Source organism: Streptomyces sp. PKA51, from assembly GCF_057552455.1.
Genome location: NZ_BAAJPZ010000012.1, coordinates 107,585 through 125,632, shown reverse-complemented (window position 1 = coordinate 125,632; position 18,048 = coordinate 107,585). Strand labels below are relative to the sequence as shown.

The window sequence follows — 18,048 nt, the reverse complement described above, 5'->3', positions numbered from 1 at the left end:
TTGAGCAGCAGCAATCCGCTGCGTGACGCTCTGGACCGACGGCTCCCGCGCATCGCGGGGCCGTCGGGCCTGGTCATCTTCGGCGTCACGGGTGATTTGTCACGTAAAAAGCTGATGCCCGCCGTTTACGACCTGGCCAACCGCGGCCTGCTCCCGCCGGGCTTCTCCCTCATCGGCTTCGCCCGCCGGCAGTGGGAGGACGAGGACTTCGCCGAGGTCGTCTACGAGGCCGTCAAGCAGCACGCCCGCACCCCCTTCCGCGAGGAGGTCTGGCAGCAGCTGGTGCAGGGCTGCCGGTTCGTCCAGGGCGACTTCGACGACGACACCGCCTTCGAGACCCTCAAGGCGACCATAGAGGAGCTGGACGCGGCCCAGGGCACGGGCGGCAACTTCGCCTTCTACCTCTCGGTGCCGCCGAAGTTCTTCCCCACGGTCGTCCAGCAGCTCAAGAAGCACGGCCTGGCCGAGCAGCAGGAGGGCGCCTGGCGGCGCGCCGTCATCGAGAAGCCCTTCGGCCACGACCTGGCCAGCGCCCAGGAGCTCAACCGGATCGTCCACGACGTCTTCCCCGCCGAGTCGGTCTTCCGCATCGACCACTACCTCGGCAAGGAGACGGTCCAGAACATCCTGGCCCTGCGCTTCGCCAACACCCTCTTCGAGCCGATCTGGAACCGGTCCTACGTCGACCACGTGCAGATCACCATGGCCGAGGACATCGGCATCGGCGGCCGCGCCGGCTACTACGACGGCATCGGCGCCGCCCGCGACGTCATCCAGAACCACCTGCTGCAGCTGCTGGCACTGACGGCCATGGAGGAGCCCGTCTCCTTCGACGCCGACGCGGTGGCCGCCGAGAAGACCAAGGTGCTCAGCGCCGTGAGGCTGCCGAAGGACCTGGGCAAGGAGACCGTGCGCGGCCAGTACACGCACGGCTGGCAGGGCGGCGAGGAGGTCGTCGGTTACCTGGAGGAGGAGGGCACCGACCCCAACTCCAAGACCGACACCTATGCCGCGATCAAGCTGGACATCGACAACCGCCGCTGGGCGGGCGTCCCCTTCTACCTGCGCACCGGCAAGCGGCTGGGCCGCCGCGTCACCGAGATCGCGGTCGTCTTCCAGCGCGCCCCCTACTCCCCCTTCGACCAGACCGCCACCGAGGAGCTGGGGCAGAACGCCCTGGTGATCCGGGTGCAGCCGGACGAGGGCGTCACCGTGCGCTTCGGCTCGAAGGTACCGGGCACCCAGATGGAGGTCCGGGACGTCTCGATGGACTTCGCCTACGGCGAGTCCTTCACCGAGTCGAGCCCCGAGGCGTACGAGCGGCTGATCCTCGACGTCCTGCTCGGCGAGTCCAACCTCTTCCCGCGCCTGAAGGAGGTCGAGCTCTCCTGGCAGATCCTCGACCCCATCGAGGAGTACTGGGAGAAGCACGGCAGGCCCGCGCAGTACCCGGCCGGCACCTGGGGGCCGGTCGAGGCGGACGAGATGCTCGCACGAGACGGACGGAGCTGGCGTCGGCCATGAAGATCGACCTTACGGACACCACGGCCAGCAAGATCAACAATGCGCTGGTCCAGGGCCGCCGCGCCATCGGCACCCCGGCCAGCGGCATGGTCCTCACCCTGGTCATCGTCACCGACGAGGAGCACGCCTACGACGCGCTCAAGGCCGCCAACGAGGCGTCCCGCGAGCACCCGTCGCGCAAGCTCGTCGTCATCAAGCGGGTCAGCCGCTCGCCCCGTGACCGCGCCCAGGCCCGCCTGGACGCCGAGGTCCGTGTGGGCGGCGACGCCGGCGCCGGCGAGACGGTGGTGCTGCGGCTGTACGGCGAGGTCATAGACCACGCGCAGTCCGTGGTGCTGCCCCTGCTGCTGCCGGACGCCCCCGTCGTCGTCTGGTGGCCGGTGGGCTCCCCCGCCAACCCCGCCAAGGACCCCCTCGGCGCGCTCGGCCAGCGCCGGGTCACCGACGCCTACACCGCCGAGGACCCCGTCGCCGAGCTCGCCACCCGCGCCGCCACCTACACCCCCGGCGACACCGACCTGGCCTGGACCCGCATCACGCCGTGGCGCTCGGTCCTCGCCGCCGCGCTCGACCAGCAGCCCGGCATCGAGATCACCGCGGCCGAGGTCGAGGGCGAGGCGTACAACCCCAGCGGCGAACTGCTGGCCATGTGGCTGGCCGACCGCCTCGGGGTGACCGCCCGGCGCACCGTCTCCGAGGGGCCCGGCCTGACCGCCGTGCGCATGGAGACCAAGGACGGCGTCATCACCCTCGACCGCGCCGACGGCTCCCTGGCCAAGCTCACCATGCGCGGCCAGCCCGACCGGTCGGTCGCGCTCAAGCGCCGCGACACCGCCGACCTCCTCGCGGAGGAGCTGCGCCGGCTCGACCCGGACCTCATCTACGAGTCCGCGGTCAAGTACGGCGTCGAGGCCCTGGGCGAACCGCTGCCCGCCGCGACCCCCGCCGGGGGCGGCGGCGAGCCGGCCGCCCCGGAGCAGCCGGCCGAGCCGGCCGAAGCCACCGAGGCGAACGAGGCGAACGAGGCGGAGCAGCCGGCGGCGAAGAAGCAGGCCAGGAAGCGGGCGGGCAAGTGAGCACCCCGCAGATCGTCGTCCACCACGACAAGGAGCTGATGGCCAAGGCCGCGGCGGCCCGGCTGATCACGAAGATCGTGGACGCCCAGGCCGCCCGCGGCTGCGCCTCCGTCGTCCTGACCGGCGGGCGCAACGGCAACGCGCTCCTCGCGGCCCTCGCCGACGCGCCCGCCCGGGACGCGATCGACTGGTCCCGGCTCGACCTGTGGTGGGGCGACGAGCGCTTCCTGCCCGAGGGCGACCCCGAGCGCAACGACACCCAGGCGCGCGAGGCCCTCCTCGACCGGGTCGGCCTCGACCCGGCCCGGGTGCACTTCATGCCGGCCCCGGACGGCACGCACGAGGACGCCGACGCGGCGGCCGAGGCGTACGCGGCCGAACTGGCCGCCGCGGCCCGGCCGGAGGACCACGGCCCCGTACCGGCGTTCGACGTCCTGCTGCTGGGCGTCGGCCCCGACACGCACGTGGCCTCCCTCTTCCCGGAACACCCGGGCGTGCGGGAGACCGAGCGCACGGTCATCGGCGTCCACGGATCGCCCAAGCCCCCGCCGACGCGGGTGTCGCTGACGCTGACGGCGATCCGGGCGGCACGGGAGGTCTGGCTGCTGGCGGCCGGCGAGGACAAGGCCACGGCGGTGGCCATGGCCCTCTCCGGTGCCGGCGAGGTCCAGGCCCCGGCCGCCGGAGCGCGCGGCACGCGGCGCACGCTGTGGCTCCTGGACGCGGCGGCGGCCTCCCGGCTCCCGCGCGACCTCTACCCCCCGGCGTCGCCGTAACCGGTACGCACGAACACAACGCCGGGCGGGCTGCGATGCAGCCCGCCCGGCGTTGTGTGTGCGTGCGTCAGCGGCCCCGCACCGTGCGGTAGCGGGCGACCAGCGTCGCCGTCGATGCGTCGAGGCCCGGCACCGCCGCGCCCTCCGTCAGCGCCGGCTCGACCCGCTTCGCGAGGACCTTGCCCAGCTCGACCCCCCACTGGTCGAAGGAGTCGATGTTCCAGATCGCTCCCTGCACGAACACCTTGTGCTCGTACAGTGCGATCAGCTGCCCGAGCACCGACGGGCTGAGCTCGTTCGCCAGGATCGTCGTCGTCGGGTGGTTGCCCCGGAACGTCTTGTGCGGCACCAGTTCGGCCGGTACGCCCTCGGCCCGGACCTCCTCGGCCGTCTTGCCGAAGGCGAGCGCCTGGCCCTGGGCGAAGAGGTTGGCCATCAGCAGGTCGTGCTGGGCGGCGAGCCGCGGCTCCAGTTCGTCGACGGGCCGGGCGAAGCCCAGCAGGTCGGCGGGGATGAGTTCGGTGCCCTGGTGGATCAACTGGTAGTACGCGTGCTGCCCGTTGGTGCCGGGCGTGCCCCACACGACCGGCCCGGTCTGCCAGGTGACGGGCGTCCCCTCGCGGTCGACGGACTTGCCGTTGGACTCCATGTCGAGCTGCTGCAGGTAGGCCGAGAACTTCGACAGGTAGTGGCTGTAGGGCAGCACCGCGTGCGACTGCGCGCCGTGGAAGTTGCCGTACCAGATGCCCAGCAGGCCCAGCAGGACGGGGGCGTTCTCCTCGAAGGGCGCGGTGCGGAAGTGCTCGTCGACGAGGTGGAAGCCGGCCAGCATCTCGCGGAAGCGGTCGGGGCCGATGGCGATCATCAGGGAGAGGCCGATGGCGGAGTCGAAGGAGTAGCGGCCGCCGACCCAGTCCCAGAACTCGAACATGTTGGCGGTGTCGATGCCGAATTCGGCGACCTTCTCGGCGTTCGTCGACAGCGCGACGAAGTGCTTGGCCACCGCCTCCTCGCCGACGCCCAGCCGGTCGAGCAGCCAGTTGCGCGCGGAGGTGGCGTTGGTGATGGTCTCGATCGTGGTGAAGGTCTTGGAGGCCACGATGAACAGCGTCTCGGCGGCGTCCAGGTCGCGCACGGCCTCGTGCAGGTCCGCGCCGTCGACGTTGCTGACGAAGCGGAAGGTGAGGTCGCGGTGGGTGTAGGGGCGCAGCGCCTCGTACGCCATGGCCGGGCCGAGGTCGGAGCCGCCGATACCGATGTTGACGATGTTGCGGATGCGCTTGCCGGTGTAACCCTTCCAGTCACCCGAAAGGATGCGGTCGGTGAAGACCTGCATCTTGCGCAGCACGGCGTGCACGGCGGGGACGACGTTCTCCCCGTCGACCTCGACGACGGCGGACTCGGGGGCGCGGAGGGCGGTGTGGAGCACCGCGCGGCCCTCGGTGGTGTTGATCTTCTCGCCGCGGAACATCGCGTCGCGCAGGCCGGCCACGTCCATCGCGGCGGCCAGCTCGCGCAGCAGGGTGAGGGTCTCGTCGGTCACGAGGTGCTTGGAGTAGTCGAGGTACAGGTCGCCGACGGTCAGGGCGTACCTCTCGGCGCGCCGCGGATCGTCCGCGAACAACTGACGCAGGTGCACCTCCCCCAGCTCGGCGCGGTGCTTGGCCAGTGCCTGCCACTCGCGGGTGCGGTCCGGCCTGGTGCGGCCCTGTGCGTTCATCTCGGACATCAGCCCACTTCTACTCGGTTGGTCCCCGCCGTTTCCAACCTAATTGATCTGCCGTCGATTCCTCGCACGTGCACCGCGCAGCGCACAGCACAGCGGCCCGGTCGCACACCGTGTGGGGTGTGCGACCGGGCCGCTGTGCGTCCGTCCGGGTGAGCCGGCCTCAGATCTCCCCGCGCAGCTTGGCGAGCGCCTCGGCGAGGATGGCCTCGCCGTCGGCGTCGCTGCGCCGCTCGCGGACGTAGGCCAGATGGGTCTTGTAGGGCTCGGTGCGCGGCGGGTCCGGCGGGTTGTCCCGGTCCTGGCCGGCGGGGAAGCCACAGCGGGGGCAGTCCCAGGTGTCGGGCACCTGGGCGTCGCTGGCGAAGCTGGGCTGCGTCTCGTGCCCGTTCGAGCACCAGAAGGAGATGCGCAGGCGCGGTGCGGATTCGCCCCGCTCGGCCTCGCCCATCGGCCCCGCCCCGACCCGGCTTCCTCGGATCGCGTTGCCACTTGCCACGGTCGTAACTCCCTGCGTGATGGTGCCGCGGAGCCAGGTGGTCGGCTCCGCTGCGGGCGCCTCAGTCTACGTAAGGCCCAACGCGCGTCCAGTGGCAGGAGTTACAGCCCGGCCACGAAGAACGCAGCCCCATCATAGGCCGCGGTGACGACGACGCGTCAGTTGTCGAGCTTCATCAGGACGCCGAGCGCAATGATGCACGCGAACCACAGCAGACCGATCACGATGGTGATCCGGTCGAGGTTCCGCTCGGCGACCGAGGATCCGCCGACGGAGGACTGCATGCCGCCACCGAACATGTCGGACAGGCCGCCGCCCTTCCCCTTGTGCATGAGCACCAGCATCATCAGCAGCACGCTGAAGACGATGAGGGCGATCGAGAACCCGATGACCACGGCTGGACCAACTCTCTCGGACTGACTGAATGGAAAGTGCTGCGGGGCCGGCGACCGGCATTCGTGCCGGTCCCGGCCCCGACAGGGTACGACGGGGAGCACCCGTCGTCATAGCCGCTACTGATCGCCGAAGCGGACGATCTTGACGAATTCGTCGGCGTCCAGCGAGGCGCCGCCGATCAGGGCACCGTCGACGTCGGGCTGGGCCATGATCGCGGCGATGTTGCCGGACTTGACCGAGCCGCCGTACTGGATGCGGACCTTGTCGGCCAGCTCCTGGTCGTAGAGCTCGGCCAGGCGGCCGCGGATGGCCCCGCAGACCTCCTGGGCGTCCTCGGGCGTGGCGACCTCGCCGGTGCCGATGGCCCACACCGGCTCGTAGGCGATCACGACCGTGGCGGCCTGCTCGGCCGGGACGTCCTTCAGGCCGCCGTCGACCTGGGCGAGGGTGTGGGCGACCTGGTTGCCGGCCTTGCGGACGTCCAGGCCCTCGCCGACGCACAGGATCGGGGTCAGGCCGTGCCGGAAGGCGGCCTTGACCTTGGCGTTGCAGATCTCGTCGGTCTCGCCGTGGTACTGGCGGCGCTCGGAGTGCCCGACGGTGACGAAGGTGCACTTGAGCTTGGCGAGCATGGCGCCGGAGATCTCGCCGGTGTAGGCGCCGGAGTCGTGCGCCGAGATGTCCTGGGCGCCGTACTTGATCTGCAGCTTGTCGCCGTCCACCAGCGTCTGCACCGAGCGCAGGTCGGTGAAGGGCGGCAGGACGGCGACCTCGACGCGGTCGTAGTCCTTGTCGGCGAGGGAGAAGGCGAGCTTCTGGACATGGGCGATGGCCTCGAGGTGGTTGAGGTTCATCTTCCAGTTGCCCGCCATCAGCGGGGTGCGTGCGGTCACGGTGGTTCAGTCCTCCAGTGCGGCGAGGCCGGGGAGCGTCTTGCCCTCGAGGTACTCGAGGCTGGCGCCGCCGCCGGTCGAGATGTGGCCGAAAGCGTTCTCGTCGAAGCCCAGGATGCGCACGGCCGCGGCCGAGTCGCCGCCGCCGACGACGGTGAAGCCGTCCGTGTCCACCAGGGCCTGGGCGACGGCCTTCGTGCCGTTCGCGTAGTCGGGGTGCTCGAAGACGCCCATCGGGCCGTTCCAGAAGACGGTGCCGGCATCGGCGAGCTTGGACGCGTACAGCTCACGCGTCTTCGGGCCGATGTCCAGGCCCTCCTTGTCGGCCGGGATGGCGTCGGTGGCGACGACCTCGTAGTCGGCCGGGGTCTTGCCCTTGAGGTCCGGGAAGTCCGCCGAGACCAGGACGTCGACGGGCAGGACGAACTCCACGCCGCGCTTCTCCGCCTCCGCCAGGTAGGCCAGGCAGGTGGCCTTCTGGTCCTCCTGCAGCAGCGAGATGCCCACCTCGTGGCCCTTGGCGGCCAGGAAGGTGTACGACATGCCGCCGCCGATGAGGATGCGGTCGGCCTTCTTCAGCAGGTTGTCGATGACGCCCAGCTTGTCGGAGACCTTGGCGCCGCCCAGGACGACGACGTACGGGCGCTGCACCTCCTCGGTGAGCTTCTTCAGCACGCCGACCTCGGCCGCGATCAGGCCGCCGGCCGCGTGCGGCAGGCGCGCGGGGAGATCGAAGACGGAGGCGTGCTTGCGGTGCACGGCGCCGAAGCCGTCACCGACGTAGAGGTCGGCGAGCGAGGCGAGGGCGTCGGCGAAGGCACCGCGCTCGGCGTCGTCCTTGCTGGTCTCGCCCGCATTGAACCGCAGGTTCTCCAGCAGCGTGACCTCGCCGTCGCCGAGACCGGCGACGGTGGCCTTCGCGCTGTCGCCCACGGTGTCGGTGGCGAATGCGACGGGGCGGCCCAGGATCTCGCCGAGCCGGCCGGAGACCGGGGCCAGGGAGAACGCGGGGTCCGGGGCGCCCTTGGGACGGCCCAGGTGGGAGGCGACGATCACCTTGGCGCCGGCCTCGGCCAGCTTGGCGATCGTCGGCGCGACGGCGCGGATGCGGCCGTCGTCGGTGATGACGGTGCCCTCCAGGGGCACGTTCAGGTCGGCGCGGACGAAGACTCGCTTGCCTTCGACGCCGTCCCGGATGAGATCGTCGATCGTCTTCATGCAGTGACTCCGTGACTTCGGTAAGGAACAGCCATGGAACGGGGCCCGGACGACGCGTCATCGCGTCGTACGAGCCCCGTCCTTACCATCTCGGCGCCTGAGGGATCAGGCGGAGATCAGAGCTGGCCGCCGACGAAGACGGTGAGGTCCACCAGGCGGTTGGAGTAACCCCACTCGTTGTCGTACCAGCCGATGATCTTGACCTGCTTGCCCTGCGCCATCGTCAGCGAGGCGTCGAAGGTGCAGGACGCCGGCCAGTTGACGATGTCCGCGGAGACGATCGGGTCCTCGGTGTACTCGAGGATGCCCTTCAGCTGGCCCTCTGCGGCCTTCTGGAAGGCGGTGTTGATCTCGTCCTTGGTGACCTCGCGCTCCAGCTCGACGACCAGGTCGGTCACGGAGCCGGTGGGGACCGGGACGCGCATGGCCATGCCGTCCAGCTTGCCCTTGAGCTGCGGCAGGACCAGGGCGGTGGCCTTGGCGGCACCGGTCGAGGTCGGGATGATGTTCTCCGCGGCGGCGCGGGCGCGGCGCAGGTCCTTGTGCGGGAAGTCGAGGATGCGCTGGTCGTTGGTGTACGCGTGGACCGTCGTCATCAGGCCCTTGACGATGCCGAAGCTCTCGTCCAGCACCTTCGCCATCGGCGCCACGCAGTTGGTGGTGCAGGAGGCGTTGGAGATGACGTGGTGGTTGGCCGCGTCGTACTTGTCCTGGTTGACGCCCATCACGATGGTGATGTCCTCGTTGGAGGCGGGCGCGGAGATCAGGACCTTCTTGGCACCGGCGGCGAGGTGCTTGGCGGCGTCCTCGCGCTTGGTGAAGATGCCGGTGGACTCGATGACGATGTCGGCACCGAGCTCGCCCCAGGGGAGGGCGGCCGGGTCCCGCTCGGCCATCGTCTTGAAGGTCATGTTGCCGACGGTGATCGTGTCGTCGGTGTGGCTGACCTCGTGCTGGAGACGACCCAGGATGGAGTCGTACTTCAGCAGGTGCACCAGGGTGGCGTTGTCGGTCAGGTCGTTGACACCGACGATCTCGATGTCCGCACCCTGCTCCAGGAGCGCACGGAAGTAGTTACGACCGATACGGCCAAAGCCGTTGATGCCTACGCGGATCGTCACGAACCGATCTCCTCGTTGGTGTGCCGGGCTGTCCCCGGCGGCTGTATGGGATGTCCCCGACCACCACCGACCCTACCTCTAAGAAGGGAGGTACGTGACATTGGCCGCGCGGGCCCGTCCGGCCCCCTCGCAGGTGAAAGAGGGCCTGCTCAGGTGGGCGGAACAAGGGGTTTCATCCGCCGATCGCGCGCAGGGCTCCACCGGTCAGCGCAGCCCTCTCGCGGGGGTCCGCGACGTGCTCCAGACCGAAGCCGAACAGCACCGTGTCCCGCGTCGTGACGGCGGCCGCGGACGGCACCGGCGCCGCCTTTCCGTCACCCTGTGTGATCGACGCGGGGGTGTAGGCGCCGGCGGCGGCGCTGCGGAACTGCGGGAAGGTCTCCGGCGGCAGCTGCTCGGACAGCGGGCTGAAGGCGCCGGCCCAGGCGAGCGGTCCGAGCTGCGCCGTGGTCCCCGCGAGCTCACCCGCACCGGTGAAGCGGCCGGGCCGGGCCTGCGCGGTGTGCGCGCCGGCCCCCAGGTAGAAGCGGGCGAAGTCGTCGCTCTCCACGCCGGCGACCCGGGTGCTGCTGCCCGCCCGGACGCCCGCGGTGATCAGCTTGCCGCCCTCGTTGAGGAAGTCGCGCACGGCCAGCAGGGTGGCTCCGTCGGGGCGGCCGGTGGCGTACCACAGGACGGTGTCGTAGTGGCCGAGGACGCCCAGCGCGGGCGGCGCGCCCTGGGTGGCGACGTCCCACACGGCCGCCTCGCGTCCGTTGTCGGCGAGCGCCTTCACGTACGCGGCGGTGTTGCGGGCCGCGGCGGTGCCGCCCTCGTCGGCGACGACGAGAGTGTCGGCGCGCGGCGCGGTACGGGCCACGGTGAAGGTGAAGGGCTCGGCGGCCGCGGATCCGCCCTTGTGGGTGCGGCCGGTGAACCACACGGTGACCTTTGCGCCCGGACGGGCGCCCTCGACGGTGGCGCGGTACTCGTCGAAGCGGATGTTGTCCTCGCCGCCGTAGCGGTCGCCGCCGTTCCAGGCGCGCAGCGGGGCGCTGCGCACGGGTCCGCCGTCGACGCGGTAGTTCAGGCGCGTGTCGGTCAGGCTCCTGCGGGCGGTGACGGCGACGGTCTGCCGGCCGTCGTGGGCGTAGGACGTGGTGAAGGTGTGCGGGGTGAAGTCGGGGGCGGCCAGGCCGACCGGGGAGGAGGGCCGGTCGGGGTGGGTGGCGCTCTCGGCGACGGCGAGGGCGAAGGGGAGGTTCTTGGTGAACTCCCGCTGGATCAGCTTCTCGTCGTCGGGGAAGTTGAACACCGACGGGCAGTCCTTGGGGTTCCAGCGGCCGGTGGTGTCGGCCTTCGACGCGGTCGCGCAGGTCGACATCTCGGGGGTGAACATCATCGTGCCGTTGACGTTCGCCGCGTGGCCGTCGGCCTCGCCGTTGGTGGTGTAGAGCTCGGAGGACAGCTGCGGGCGGTAGCCGGGGATCGCGGAGTTCCCCGGGGTGCCGGCCAGGGCCCGGTAGGCGACGTCGTCGGGGGTGGGGGTGGCCTCCTGCCAGCCGACGCCGTAGAGCAGCAGTTCGGCCGCGGAGTGGTAGTTGACGGCGTAGACGAAGTCGTGGCGCTTTTCGAAGGCGTCCAGCGCGCGGGTCTCGGGCTCGGAGGCCGGGGCCGGGCCCCGGTAGGTCTCGGACGCCGGGCGCGGGGAGGAACCGTCGTTGTCGTAGCCCCACTTGTAGGGGAAGTTGCGGTTGAGGTCGACGCCGTCGCCGGGGGCGATCCTCCCGTCGCCGTCGTTGTCGCGCAGGTTCTTGCGCCACAGGCGGGTGGCGGGGCTCTGGAAGGTGTAGTCGTAGCCGTCGGGGTTGGCGGACAGCAGGAACCACAGTTCGGTGCGGTCGACGAGGCGGGTGACGCGGGCGTCCTTGCCGTAGCCGTCGAGGACGTGGTGCAGCAGCCGCCGGTTCATCTCCGGGGTGATCCGCTCCCGGGCGTGCTGGTTGGACATGTACAGCACGGCGGGCCGGGTGCCGTCGGGGGTGCGGCCGGCGTCCTTGGAGACCTTGACGGCGAGGATGTCCTGGCCGCGCACGGTCCTGCCGATGCTGACGACCTTGGTGAGCGCCGGGTGGGCGCGGGCGGTGTCCCGGATCTCCTGCTGCAGGCCGTTCTTTCCGCTGTACGGGCGGAAGACGCCGTCCCCTTGCGCCGTCAGGCGCTTGCGGGCGGCGTCGGAGGTGCGCTTCTCCTTGACGTCGATGCCCTGCTGCCCGAGCGCACGGGCCTGGGACGGGGTGAGGTACAGCTCGACGGCCTTCGTCTTCCCATCGGGGACGCGCTCGCCCAGCTCGTGGCCGTCGACGCCGGCGCGCAGCAGCAGCGGGACCTGTGCGGCGGTGACGTCGGCGGTCCACACCGCCATGCTCTCGGCGGCCGCGCCGGGTGCGGCGCTGCGGGCGTGGGCCGAGGGTGTTGCCGTGAGGCCGCCGAATAACAGCGCGGCCACGGTGACGACCGTTCCGGTCGTGCGTCTCATGTGCCCCCCTTGTCGTTGTGGGCCACTGGGGTTCGGGGGTCAGGCTCTTGGCGAGATCATGATCATGTCAACGATGCCTTTTGCGCCCCTCCCCCCGGGTCTCCGCGCACAGCGCGGCGCCCCCGCCACCACAGGGGTGACGGGGGCGCCGTACAGCGGTGCGATCAGCCGACCACCGGGGGTGCGATCAGCCGGTACCGGTGGTGTGATCAGCCGACCATGCCCTCGGCCATCTCCTCGGTCAGCTCGGCCAGGTTCGACTCGGTGCCGGGGATGCCCAGGTCCTGGGCACGCTTGTCGGCCATGGCCAGCAGGCGGCGGATGCGGCCCGCGACGGCGTCCTTGGTCAGCGGCGGGTCGGCCAGGGCGCCCAGCTCCTCCAGGGACGCCTGCTTGTGCTCCATGCGCAGCCGGCCCGCGGCGGCGAGGTGCTCGGGCACCTCCTCGCCGAGGATCTCCAGCGCACGCTGCACCCGGGCGCCCGCGGCGACGGCGGCCCGGGCCGAGCGGCGCAGGTTGGCGTCGTCGAAGTTGGCCAGGCGGTTGGCGGTCGCCCGCACCTCGCGGCGCATCCGCCGCTCCTCCCAGGCCAGCACCGACTCGTGCGCGCCCAGGCGCGTCAGCAGGGCGCCGATCGCGTCACCGTCCCGGACGACGACACGGTCCACCCCGCGCACCTCGCGGGCCTTCGCGGCGATCTGCAGTCTGCGGGCGGCGCCCACCAGCGCCAGGGCCGCCTCCGGGCCGGGGCAGGTGACCTCCAGCGAGGAGGAGCGGCCCGGCTCGGTCAGCGAGCCGTGGGCCAGGAAGGCGCCGCGCCAGGCCGCCTCCGCGTCGCAGGTGGCACCGGAGACGACCTGCGGCGGCAGCCCGCGGATCGGCCGGCCGCGGCCGTCGACCAGGCCGGTCTGGCGGGCCAGCTGGTCACCGCCCGCCACCACCCGCACCACGTACCGGCTGCCCCGCCGGAGCCCGCCGGGCGCCATCACCACCAGGTCGGAGGAGTGCCCGAAGATCTCCAGGATGTCCTTGCGCAGCCGCCGGGCCGCGATCCCGGTGTCCAGCTCCGCCTCGATCACGATGCGGCCGCTGACCAGGTGCAGGCCCCCCGCGAACCGCAGGATCGCCGAGACCTCCGCTTTCCGGCAGCAGGTGCGGGTGACGGGGAGCCGGGAGATCTCGTCCTTCACCGCAGCCGTCATCGCCATGGGCCGATCCTTCCATGCATCCGAAAAATACGGTCGTACGCGGCGGCCAACAGCTCCGGGTCGTGCGTCTGGCAGCTGTCGGGCGAGGCGACCGGCGCCAGCTCGACCGCGGCCCCCAGCCGCTTGGCGGCCTCGGTGAGGCTGTCCCGATCGGGCACGGCGGCCTCGTCGGCCAGCACCACGTCCAGGGCGAGTTTAGGGGCGTGTCGGGCCAAAACCTCCAAATGACGCTGCGGGGAGAAGCCATCGGTTTCGCCGGGCTGCGGCGCGAGGTTCAGCGAGAGCACCCGCCGGGCCCGGGTCTCCTGCAGTGCCTGCAGCAGCTCGGGCACCAGCAGGTGCGGGATCACCGAGGAGAACCAGGAGCCGGGACCGAGCACCACCCAGTCGGCGTCCAGCACGGCCTCCACCGCCTCCGGCACGGCCGGCGGGTCCTCCGGGACCAGGTGCACCGACTGCACCTCGCCCGGGGTCAGCGCCACGGTGGCCTGCCCGCACACGGTGCTCACCGCGTCCGGCTCGGCCGGGTCGTGGCCGCGCACCAGCGCCTGCAGCTCCAGCGGCACGGCGGACATCGGCAGCACCCGGCCGTGCGCGCCCAGCAGCTTGCCGACCAGGTCCAGCGCCTGCACATGGTCGCCCAGCTGCTCCCACAGGGCCACGATGAGCAGGTTGCCCACGGCGTGGCCGTGCAGCTCGCCCTCGCTGACGAAGCGGTGCTGGATCACCCGGGCCCAGGTCTGGCCCCAGTCGTCGTCCCCGCACAGGGCCGCCAGGGCCTTGCGCAGGTCGCCGGGGGGCAGCACGCCGAGCTCGTCGCGCAGCCGGCCGCTGGAGCCGCCGTCGTCGGCGACGGTGACCACGGCCGTCAGGTCGCCGGTGATGCGCCGCAGCGCGGCCAGCGAGGCCGACAGCCCGTGGCCGCCGCCCAGGGCGACGACCTTGGGCTGCGCGCCGCGGACGGGCCGGCGGTGCGCCCGCTGCCCGTCGCCGCGCGGCCGGCCGGCCACCAGGCGGCCGACGCGGCGCATGCGGAAGCTGCGTCCGGTCACTCGCGCCCCATGTCCCGGTGCACGACGACGGTCTCCACGCCCTCGGAGACCAGGCGGTGGGCGAGCTTCTCGGACATGGCGACCGAGCGGTGCTTGCCGCCGGTGCAGCCGACCGCGATGGTCACGTAGCGCTTGCCCTCGCGGCGGTAGCCGGCGGCGATGAGCTGCAGCAGCTCGGTGTAGCGGTCGAGGAACTCCTTGGCGCCGGGCTGGTTGAAGACGTAGCCCGAGACCTCCTCGTTCAGGCCGGTGAAGGGCCGCAGCTCCGGCACCCAGTGCGGGTTGGGCAGGAAGCGGCAGTCGACGACGAGGTCGGCGTCGACGGGCAGGCCGTACTTGTAGCCGAAGGACATGACGGTGGCCCGCAGCTCCGGCTCCTCCTCGCCCGCGAACTGGGCGTCCATCTTCGCCCGCAGCTCGTGGACGTTGAGGCTGGAGGTGTCGATCACCAGGTCGGCGTCCCCGCGCAGCTCGCGCAGCAGGTCGCGCTCGGCGGCGATGCCGTCGACGATGCGGCCCGAGCCCTGCAGCGGGTGCGGGCGGCGCACCGACTCGAAGCGGCGCACCAGGGCGTCGTCGGACGCCTCCAGGAAGATCACCCGCCGCTTGACCTTCTTGGCCGCCAGGTCCGCCAGCGACTCCCGCAGGTTGTCGAAGAAGCCGCGGCCGCGCACGTCCACGACCACGGCGATGCGCGCCACGTTGCCCTGGGAGCGGGCGCCGAGGTCCACCATGGTGGGGATCAGGGCGGGGGGCAGGTTGTCCACGACGAACCAGCCCAGGTCCTCCAGACACTTGGCGGCGGTGCTGCGGCCCGCCCCCGACATGCCGGAGATGATCACCAGCTCGGGGATGCCCGTCGTCTCCGCGGCCGTGTCCGCCGTCGTGCCCGTACTCACCGTTGCTCCGTCCCGCTCTGTCGCGTTCATGCTGCCTTCCCCCGTGTCCGCGGACGGCGCCCCCGCGCCGTCTCCTCTTCCATACTGCTGCTTCTCCGGGCTCCGGGCCCGGAGGGCAGGAGGTCCATCATTCCTCCGCGTCGTCGATGATCTCGCCGGTCGCCGTGTTGACGGCGGGTGCGGCGGGCGCCGCCGCGGCGAGCGTCGCGACGATGGTCTCGGCCGTCTTGCGGCCGATGCCCGGCGCCTCGCAGATCTGCTCGACCGTCGCGGCGCGCAGCCGCTTGAGGGAACCGAAGTGCTTCAGCAGTGCCTGCTTGCGGGTGCTGCCCAGGCCGGGCACCGCGTCCAGGGGCCCGGCCTTCATGCTCTTGCCGCGCTTGCTGCGCTGGTAGGAGATCGCGAAACGGTGCGCCTCGTCGCGCACGCGCTGCAGCAGGTACAGCCCCTCGCTGGTGCGCGGCAGGACGACCGGGTCGTCCTCGCCGGGCAGCCAGACCTCCTCCAGGCGCTTGGCCAGGCCGCAGACGGCCACATCGGTGACGCCGAGCTCCTCCAGCGCCCGGTGGGCCGCCATGACCTGCGGCTTGCCGCCGTCGACCACGACCAGCTGCGGCGGGTAGGCGAAGCGCTTGGGCCTGCCCTCGTCCGTCTCGGCCGGGACCTCGCCGTCGCCCTCCTCCGTCCACTCCCCCGTCTTGAGCTTCTCCTGCAGATAGCGGCGGAAGCGCCGGGAGACGACCTCGTGCATGGACCGGACGTCGTCCTGTCCCTCGAAGGTTCTGATCTGGAAGCGGCGGTACTCGCTCTTGCGCGCCAGGCCGTCCTCGAAGACGACCATGGACGCCACCACGTCCTGCCCCTGCAGGTGGGAGATGTCGAAGCACTCGATGCGCAGGGGCGCGGAGTCCAGGGCGAGCGCCTCGGCGATCTCCTCCAGGGCCCGCGAGCGGGTGGTCAGGTCGGAGGCGCGTCTGGTCTTGTGCAGCACCAGCGCCTGCTGGGCGTTGCGCTGGACCGTGGCCATCAGGTCCTTCTTGTCGCCGCGCTGCGGGATGCGCAGGTCGACCCGGGAGCCGCGGCGCCCGCCCAGCCACTGGACGACCGGCTCCAGCGGGTCGGGCAGGGCGGGGACGAGGACCTCCTTGGGCACCGCGTCGCCGCTCTCCTCCCCGTACAGCTGCTGCAGGGCGTGCTCGACGAGGCCGGCGGTGTCGACGGCCTCGACCTTGTCGGTGACCCAGCCGCGCTGGCCGCGCACCCGCCCGCCGCGGACGTGGAAGATCTGCACGGCCGCTTCGAGCTCGTCCTCGGCGACCGCGATCAGGTCGGCGTCGGTGGCGTCGGCCAGGACGACGGCGTTCTTCTCCATGGCGCGCTTGAGCGCCTCTATGTCGTCGCGGAGCCTTGCCGCCCTCTCGTACTCCATGTCCTCGGCGGCATCGTGCATCTGCCGCTCCAAACGGCGGATGTACGCACCGGTACGGCCGGCCATGAAGTCGCAGAACTCCTCGGCCAGTTCGCGGTGCTCCTCGGGGCTGACGCGGCCGACGCACGGAGCGGAGCACTTGCCGATGTAGCCGAGCAGGCAGGGGCGGCCGATCTGGTGGGAGCGCTTGAAGACGCCCGCGGAGCAGGTGCGGACGGGGAAGACCCGCAGCATCAGGTCGACGGTCTCGCGGATGGCCCAGGCATGGGCGTAGGGGCCGAAGTAGCGCACGCCCTTCTTCTTGGGGCCGCGCATGACCTGGACCCGGGGGAACTCCTCGTTCAGCGTGACGGCGAGCGAGGGATAGCTCTTGTCGTCGCGGTACTTCACGTTGAAGCGCGGGTCGTACTCCTTGATCCAGGAGTACTCCAGCTGGAGCGCCTCGACCTCGGTGGAGACCACCGTCCACTCCACGGAGGCCGCCGTGGTGACCATGGTGCGGGTGCGCGGGTGCAGGCCGGCGAGGTCCTGGAAGTACGACGAGAGGCGCTGGCGCAGGCTCTTCGCCTTCCCGACGTAGATCACCCGGCCGTGCTCGTCGCGGAACCGGTAGACCCCGGGCGAGTCGGGGATCTGTCCCGGCTTGGGTCGGTAGCTGCTGGGGTCGGCCATGCCACAACCCTACTTGCGGGCAGTGACAATCCGGGGCCCGGTCGGCCGCGGCGGCGGGGGACGGGTTCCGGCCCCGGCGGCCGGTGCCGCCGGGGCCGGAGGGCGACCGGAGCGGAACGTGGGGGGTGCTCCCGCCCGGCCCGCACGGCCGGGCGGGAGTCCGTCTCCGGTCAGCGGCGCCGCAGTCGCCCGCGGGCCGCCAGCGCGGCGAGTCCCAGGGCCGCGGCAGCGGCCGCCCCGCCGGCCAGTGCGGCCGGCGCCGGGGACCCTTCGTCCTGCTGTGCCGCCGTGGCCGTCCCGGCGGCGGTCGGCGCGGCGGCCTGCCCGCCGCCGGCCAGTCCGCGCCGGTCGTAGGCCGAGCCGGGCAGCTGGTCGCCGTACGCCCGGTGGACGCGGGCGCGGTAGGCGTCGACGGTGGTGCCGCGGGCGCCGATCGCGTGCTCGGCGTCCGTATCGAGCGGCAGGACGCGGTCGCCGCGCTGGACGTACCAGGCGTCGATCTGCGGTTCGCGGAAGACCGTGCCGCCCGCGAGCCGGCGCGCGCCCTCGGCGGCGTAGCGCGTCTCGTCGTCGCCGGTGGCGATGTTGACGACCTTCCAGCTGCCGCTCTTCCAGTCGGCGCCCTTGGCGGCGGTATCCGCCGGGACCGTCCACACCGACGCCTTGCGTCCGTCGGCCGAGACGGCCGTGCTGGCGAGGAACTCCAGCCGGGCGAGGGGCGCGCCGTCCTTGCCCGCCACGAAGTCGGGGGACAGCGTGTAGACGGGCACGGTCGTGCCGTCGATCCGGGGCTGCGCGTCCTGCCGGGCGGCAGCGCCGGGAGCGTGCGGGGCGCCTGCGAAGAAGCGCGTGAGCGTCTCCAGGGTCGCGGGGGCCTCGGCCGCCCGGTGGGCGGCGGTGACCGATTCCGCGGGCGGTACGGGGGCGGCGGCCGGTGCCGGGGCGGCGTGGGCGAGGGGGGCGAGGCCCAGCACCACGGCGGTCAGGGCGCCGGCGGCGGCCGTACGGGCCGCGGTGCGTGCGGTGGGGTGCGGCATGGCC

General features: G+C 71.9%; 14 protein-coding genes and 1 pseudogene. 3 read left to right on the top strand and 12 right to left on the bottom strand.

Going from position 1 to position 18,048, the window contains the following annotated elements; genetic code table 11:
- From zwf to pgl, 3 genes are read left to right on the top strand one after another with little or no spacing between them, the layout of a single operon-like run.
- Complete coding sequence (gene zwf, locus AC27L3_RS19185) at nucleotides 1-1,524, top strand: glucose-6-phosphate dehydrogenase (protein ID WP_487235261.1); 1,524 nt, start codon at nucleotides 1-3, stop codon at nucleotides 1,522-1,524.
- Nucleotides 1,521-2,600, top strand: a complete 1,080-nt coding sequence (opcA, locus tag AC27L3_RS19180) for a glucose-6-phosphate dehydrogenase assembly protein OpcA (protein ID WP_487235260.1) — start codon at nucleotides 1,521-1,523, stop codon at nucleotides 2,598-2,600. Before zwf ends, opcA begins: the two co-directional genes overlap by 4 nt.
- Nucleotides 2,597-3,376, top strand: a complete 780-nt coding sequence (gene pgl, locus AC27L3_RS19175) for a 6-phosphogluconolactonase (protein WP_487235259.1) — start codon at nucleotides 2,597-2,599, stop codon at nucleotides 3,374-3,376. Before opcA ends, pgl begins: the two co-directional genes overlap by 4 nt.
- Before the next feature lie 67 nt (nucleotides 3,377-3,443).
- Here the strand turns inward: pgl and pgi are convergent, their stop codons facing one another.
- The 12 genes and pseudogenes from pgi to AC27L3_RS19115 form a co-directional block, all read right to left on the bottom strand.
- The gene (pgi, locus tag AC27L3_RS19170) at nucleotides 3,444-5,096 is read right to left on the bottom strand and encodes a glucose-6-phosphate isomerase (protein WP_487235348.1); all 1,653 of its coding nucleotides are present in this window, start codon (nucleotides 5,094-5,096) and stop codon (nucleotides 3,444-3,446) included.
- 169 nt (nucleotides 5,097-5,265) lie between these two features.
- On the bottom strand, nucleotides 5,266-5,601 hold the full coding sequence (locus AC27L3_RS19165; RefSeq protein WP_003957010.1) for an RNA polymerase-binding protein RbpA: 336 nt from the start codon (nucleotides 5,599-5,601) through the stop codon (nucleotides 5,266-5,268).
- 158 nt (nucleotides 5,602-5,759) lie between these two features.
- Nucleotides 5,760-5,996, bottom strand: a complete 237-nt coding sequence (secG, locus tag AC27L3_RS19160; protein WP_487235258.1) for a preprotein translocase subunit SecG — start codon at nucleotides 5,994-5,996, stop codon at nucleotides 5,760-5,762.
- 117 nt (nucleotides 5,997-6,113) lie between these two features.
- Complete coding sequence (gene tpiA / locus AC27L3_RS19155; RefSeq protein ID WP_487235257.1) at nucleotides 6,114-6,890, bottom strand: triose-phosphate isomerase; 777 nt, start codon at nucleotides 6,888-6,890, stop codon at nucleotides 6,114-6,116.
- A gap of 6 nt (nucleotides 6,891-6,896) precedes the next feature.
- A complete protein-coding gene (locus AC27L3_RS19150; protein ID WP_487235256.1) occupies nucleotides 6,897-8,108 on the bottom strand; it encodes a phosphoglycerate kinase in 1,212 nt (403 codons plus the stop codon).
- 116 nt (nucleotides 8,109-8,224) lie between these two features.
- A complete protein-coding gene (gap, locus tag AC27L3_RS19145) occupies nucleotides 8,225-9,229 on the bottom strand; it encodes a type I glyceraldehyde-3-phosphate dehydrogenase (protein ID WP_487235255.1) in 1,005 nt (334 codons plus the stop codon).
- Between the two features lie 265 nt (nucleotides 9,230-9,494).
- Nucleotides 9,495-11,747 (bottom strand): annotated as a pseudogene (locus AC27L3_RS19140) (M14 family metallopeptidase); the annotation flags it as partial.
- Between the two features lie 209 nt (nucleotides 11,748-11,956).
- Nucleotides 11,957-12,955 (bottom strand): DNA-binding protein WhiA, encoded by a 999-nt coding sequence (gene whiA, locus AC27L3_RS19135; RefSeq protein ID WP_344437033.1) that lies wholly within the window; start codon nucleotides 12,953-12,955, stop codon nucleotides 11,957-11,959.
- A complete protein-coding gene (locus tag AC27L3_RS19130; protein WP_487235254.1) occupies nucleotides 12,946-14,007 on the bottom strand; it encodes a gluconeogenesis factor YvcK family protein in 1,062 nt (353 codons plus the stop codon). Before AC27L3_RS19130 ends, whiA begins: the two co-directional genes overlap by 10 nt.
- Nucleotides 14,004-14,936 carry an RNase adapter RapZ gene (gene rapZ, locus AC27L3_RS19125; RefSeq protein ID WP_344437036.1) on the bottom strand — a complete coding sequence of 311 codons (933 nt, stop codon included), beginning with the start codon at nucleotides 14,934-14,936 and terminating at the stop codon, nucleotides 14,004-14,006. The genes AC27L3_RS19130 and rapZ overlap by 4 nt, the downstream gene beginning before the upstream one ends.
- 97 nt (nucleotides 14,937-15,033) lie before the next feature.
- Nucleotides 15,034-17,007, bottom strand: a complete 1,974-nt coding sequence (gene uvrC / locus AC27L3_RS19120; protein ID WP_487235253.1) for an excinuclease ABC subunit UvrC — start codon at nucleotides 17,005-17,007, stop codon at nucleotides 15,034-15,036.
- A gap of 170 nt (nucleotides 17,008-17,177) precedes the next feature.
- On the bottom strand, nucleotides 17,178-18,044 hold the full coding sequence (locus AC27L3_RS19115) for a hypothetical protein (protein WP_487235252.1): 867 nt from the start codon (nucleotides 18,042-18,044) through the stop codon (nucleotides 17,178-17,180).
- Between the last annotated feature and the right edge of the window lie 4 nt (nucleotides 18,045-18,048).

Coding starts and splice junctions, on each gene's coding strand:
- opcA (WP_487235260.1), top strand. CDS start 1,521: ATGAAGATCGACCTTACGGACACCACGGCCAGCAAGATCAACAATGCG.
- pgi (WP_487235348.1), bottom strand. CDS start 5,096: ATGAACGCACAGGGCCGCACCAGGCCGGACCGCACCCGCGAGTGGCAG.
- AC27L3_RS19150 (WP_487235256.1), bottom strand. CDS start 8,108: ATGAAGACGATCGACGATCTCATCCGGGACGGCGTCGAAGGCAAGCGA.
- whiA (WP_344437033.1), bottom strand. CDS start 12,955: ATGGCGATGACGGCTGCGGTGAAGGACGAGATCTCCCGGCTCCCCGTC.
- rapZ (WP_344437036.1), bottom strand. CDS start 14,936: ATGAACGCGACAGAGCGGGACGGAGCAACGGTGAGTACGGGCACGACG.
- uvrC (WP_487235253.1), bottom strand. CDS start 17,007: ATGGCCGACCCCAGCAGCTACCGACCCAAGCCGGGACAGATCCCCGAC.
- AC27L3_RS19115 (WP_487235252.1), bottom strand. CDS start 18,044: ATGCCGCACCCCACCGCACGCACCGCGGCCCGTACGGCCGCCGCCGGC.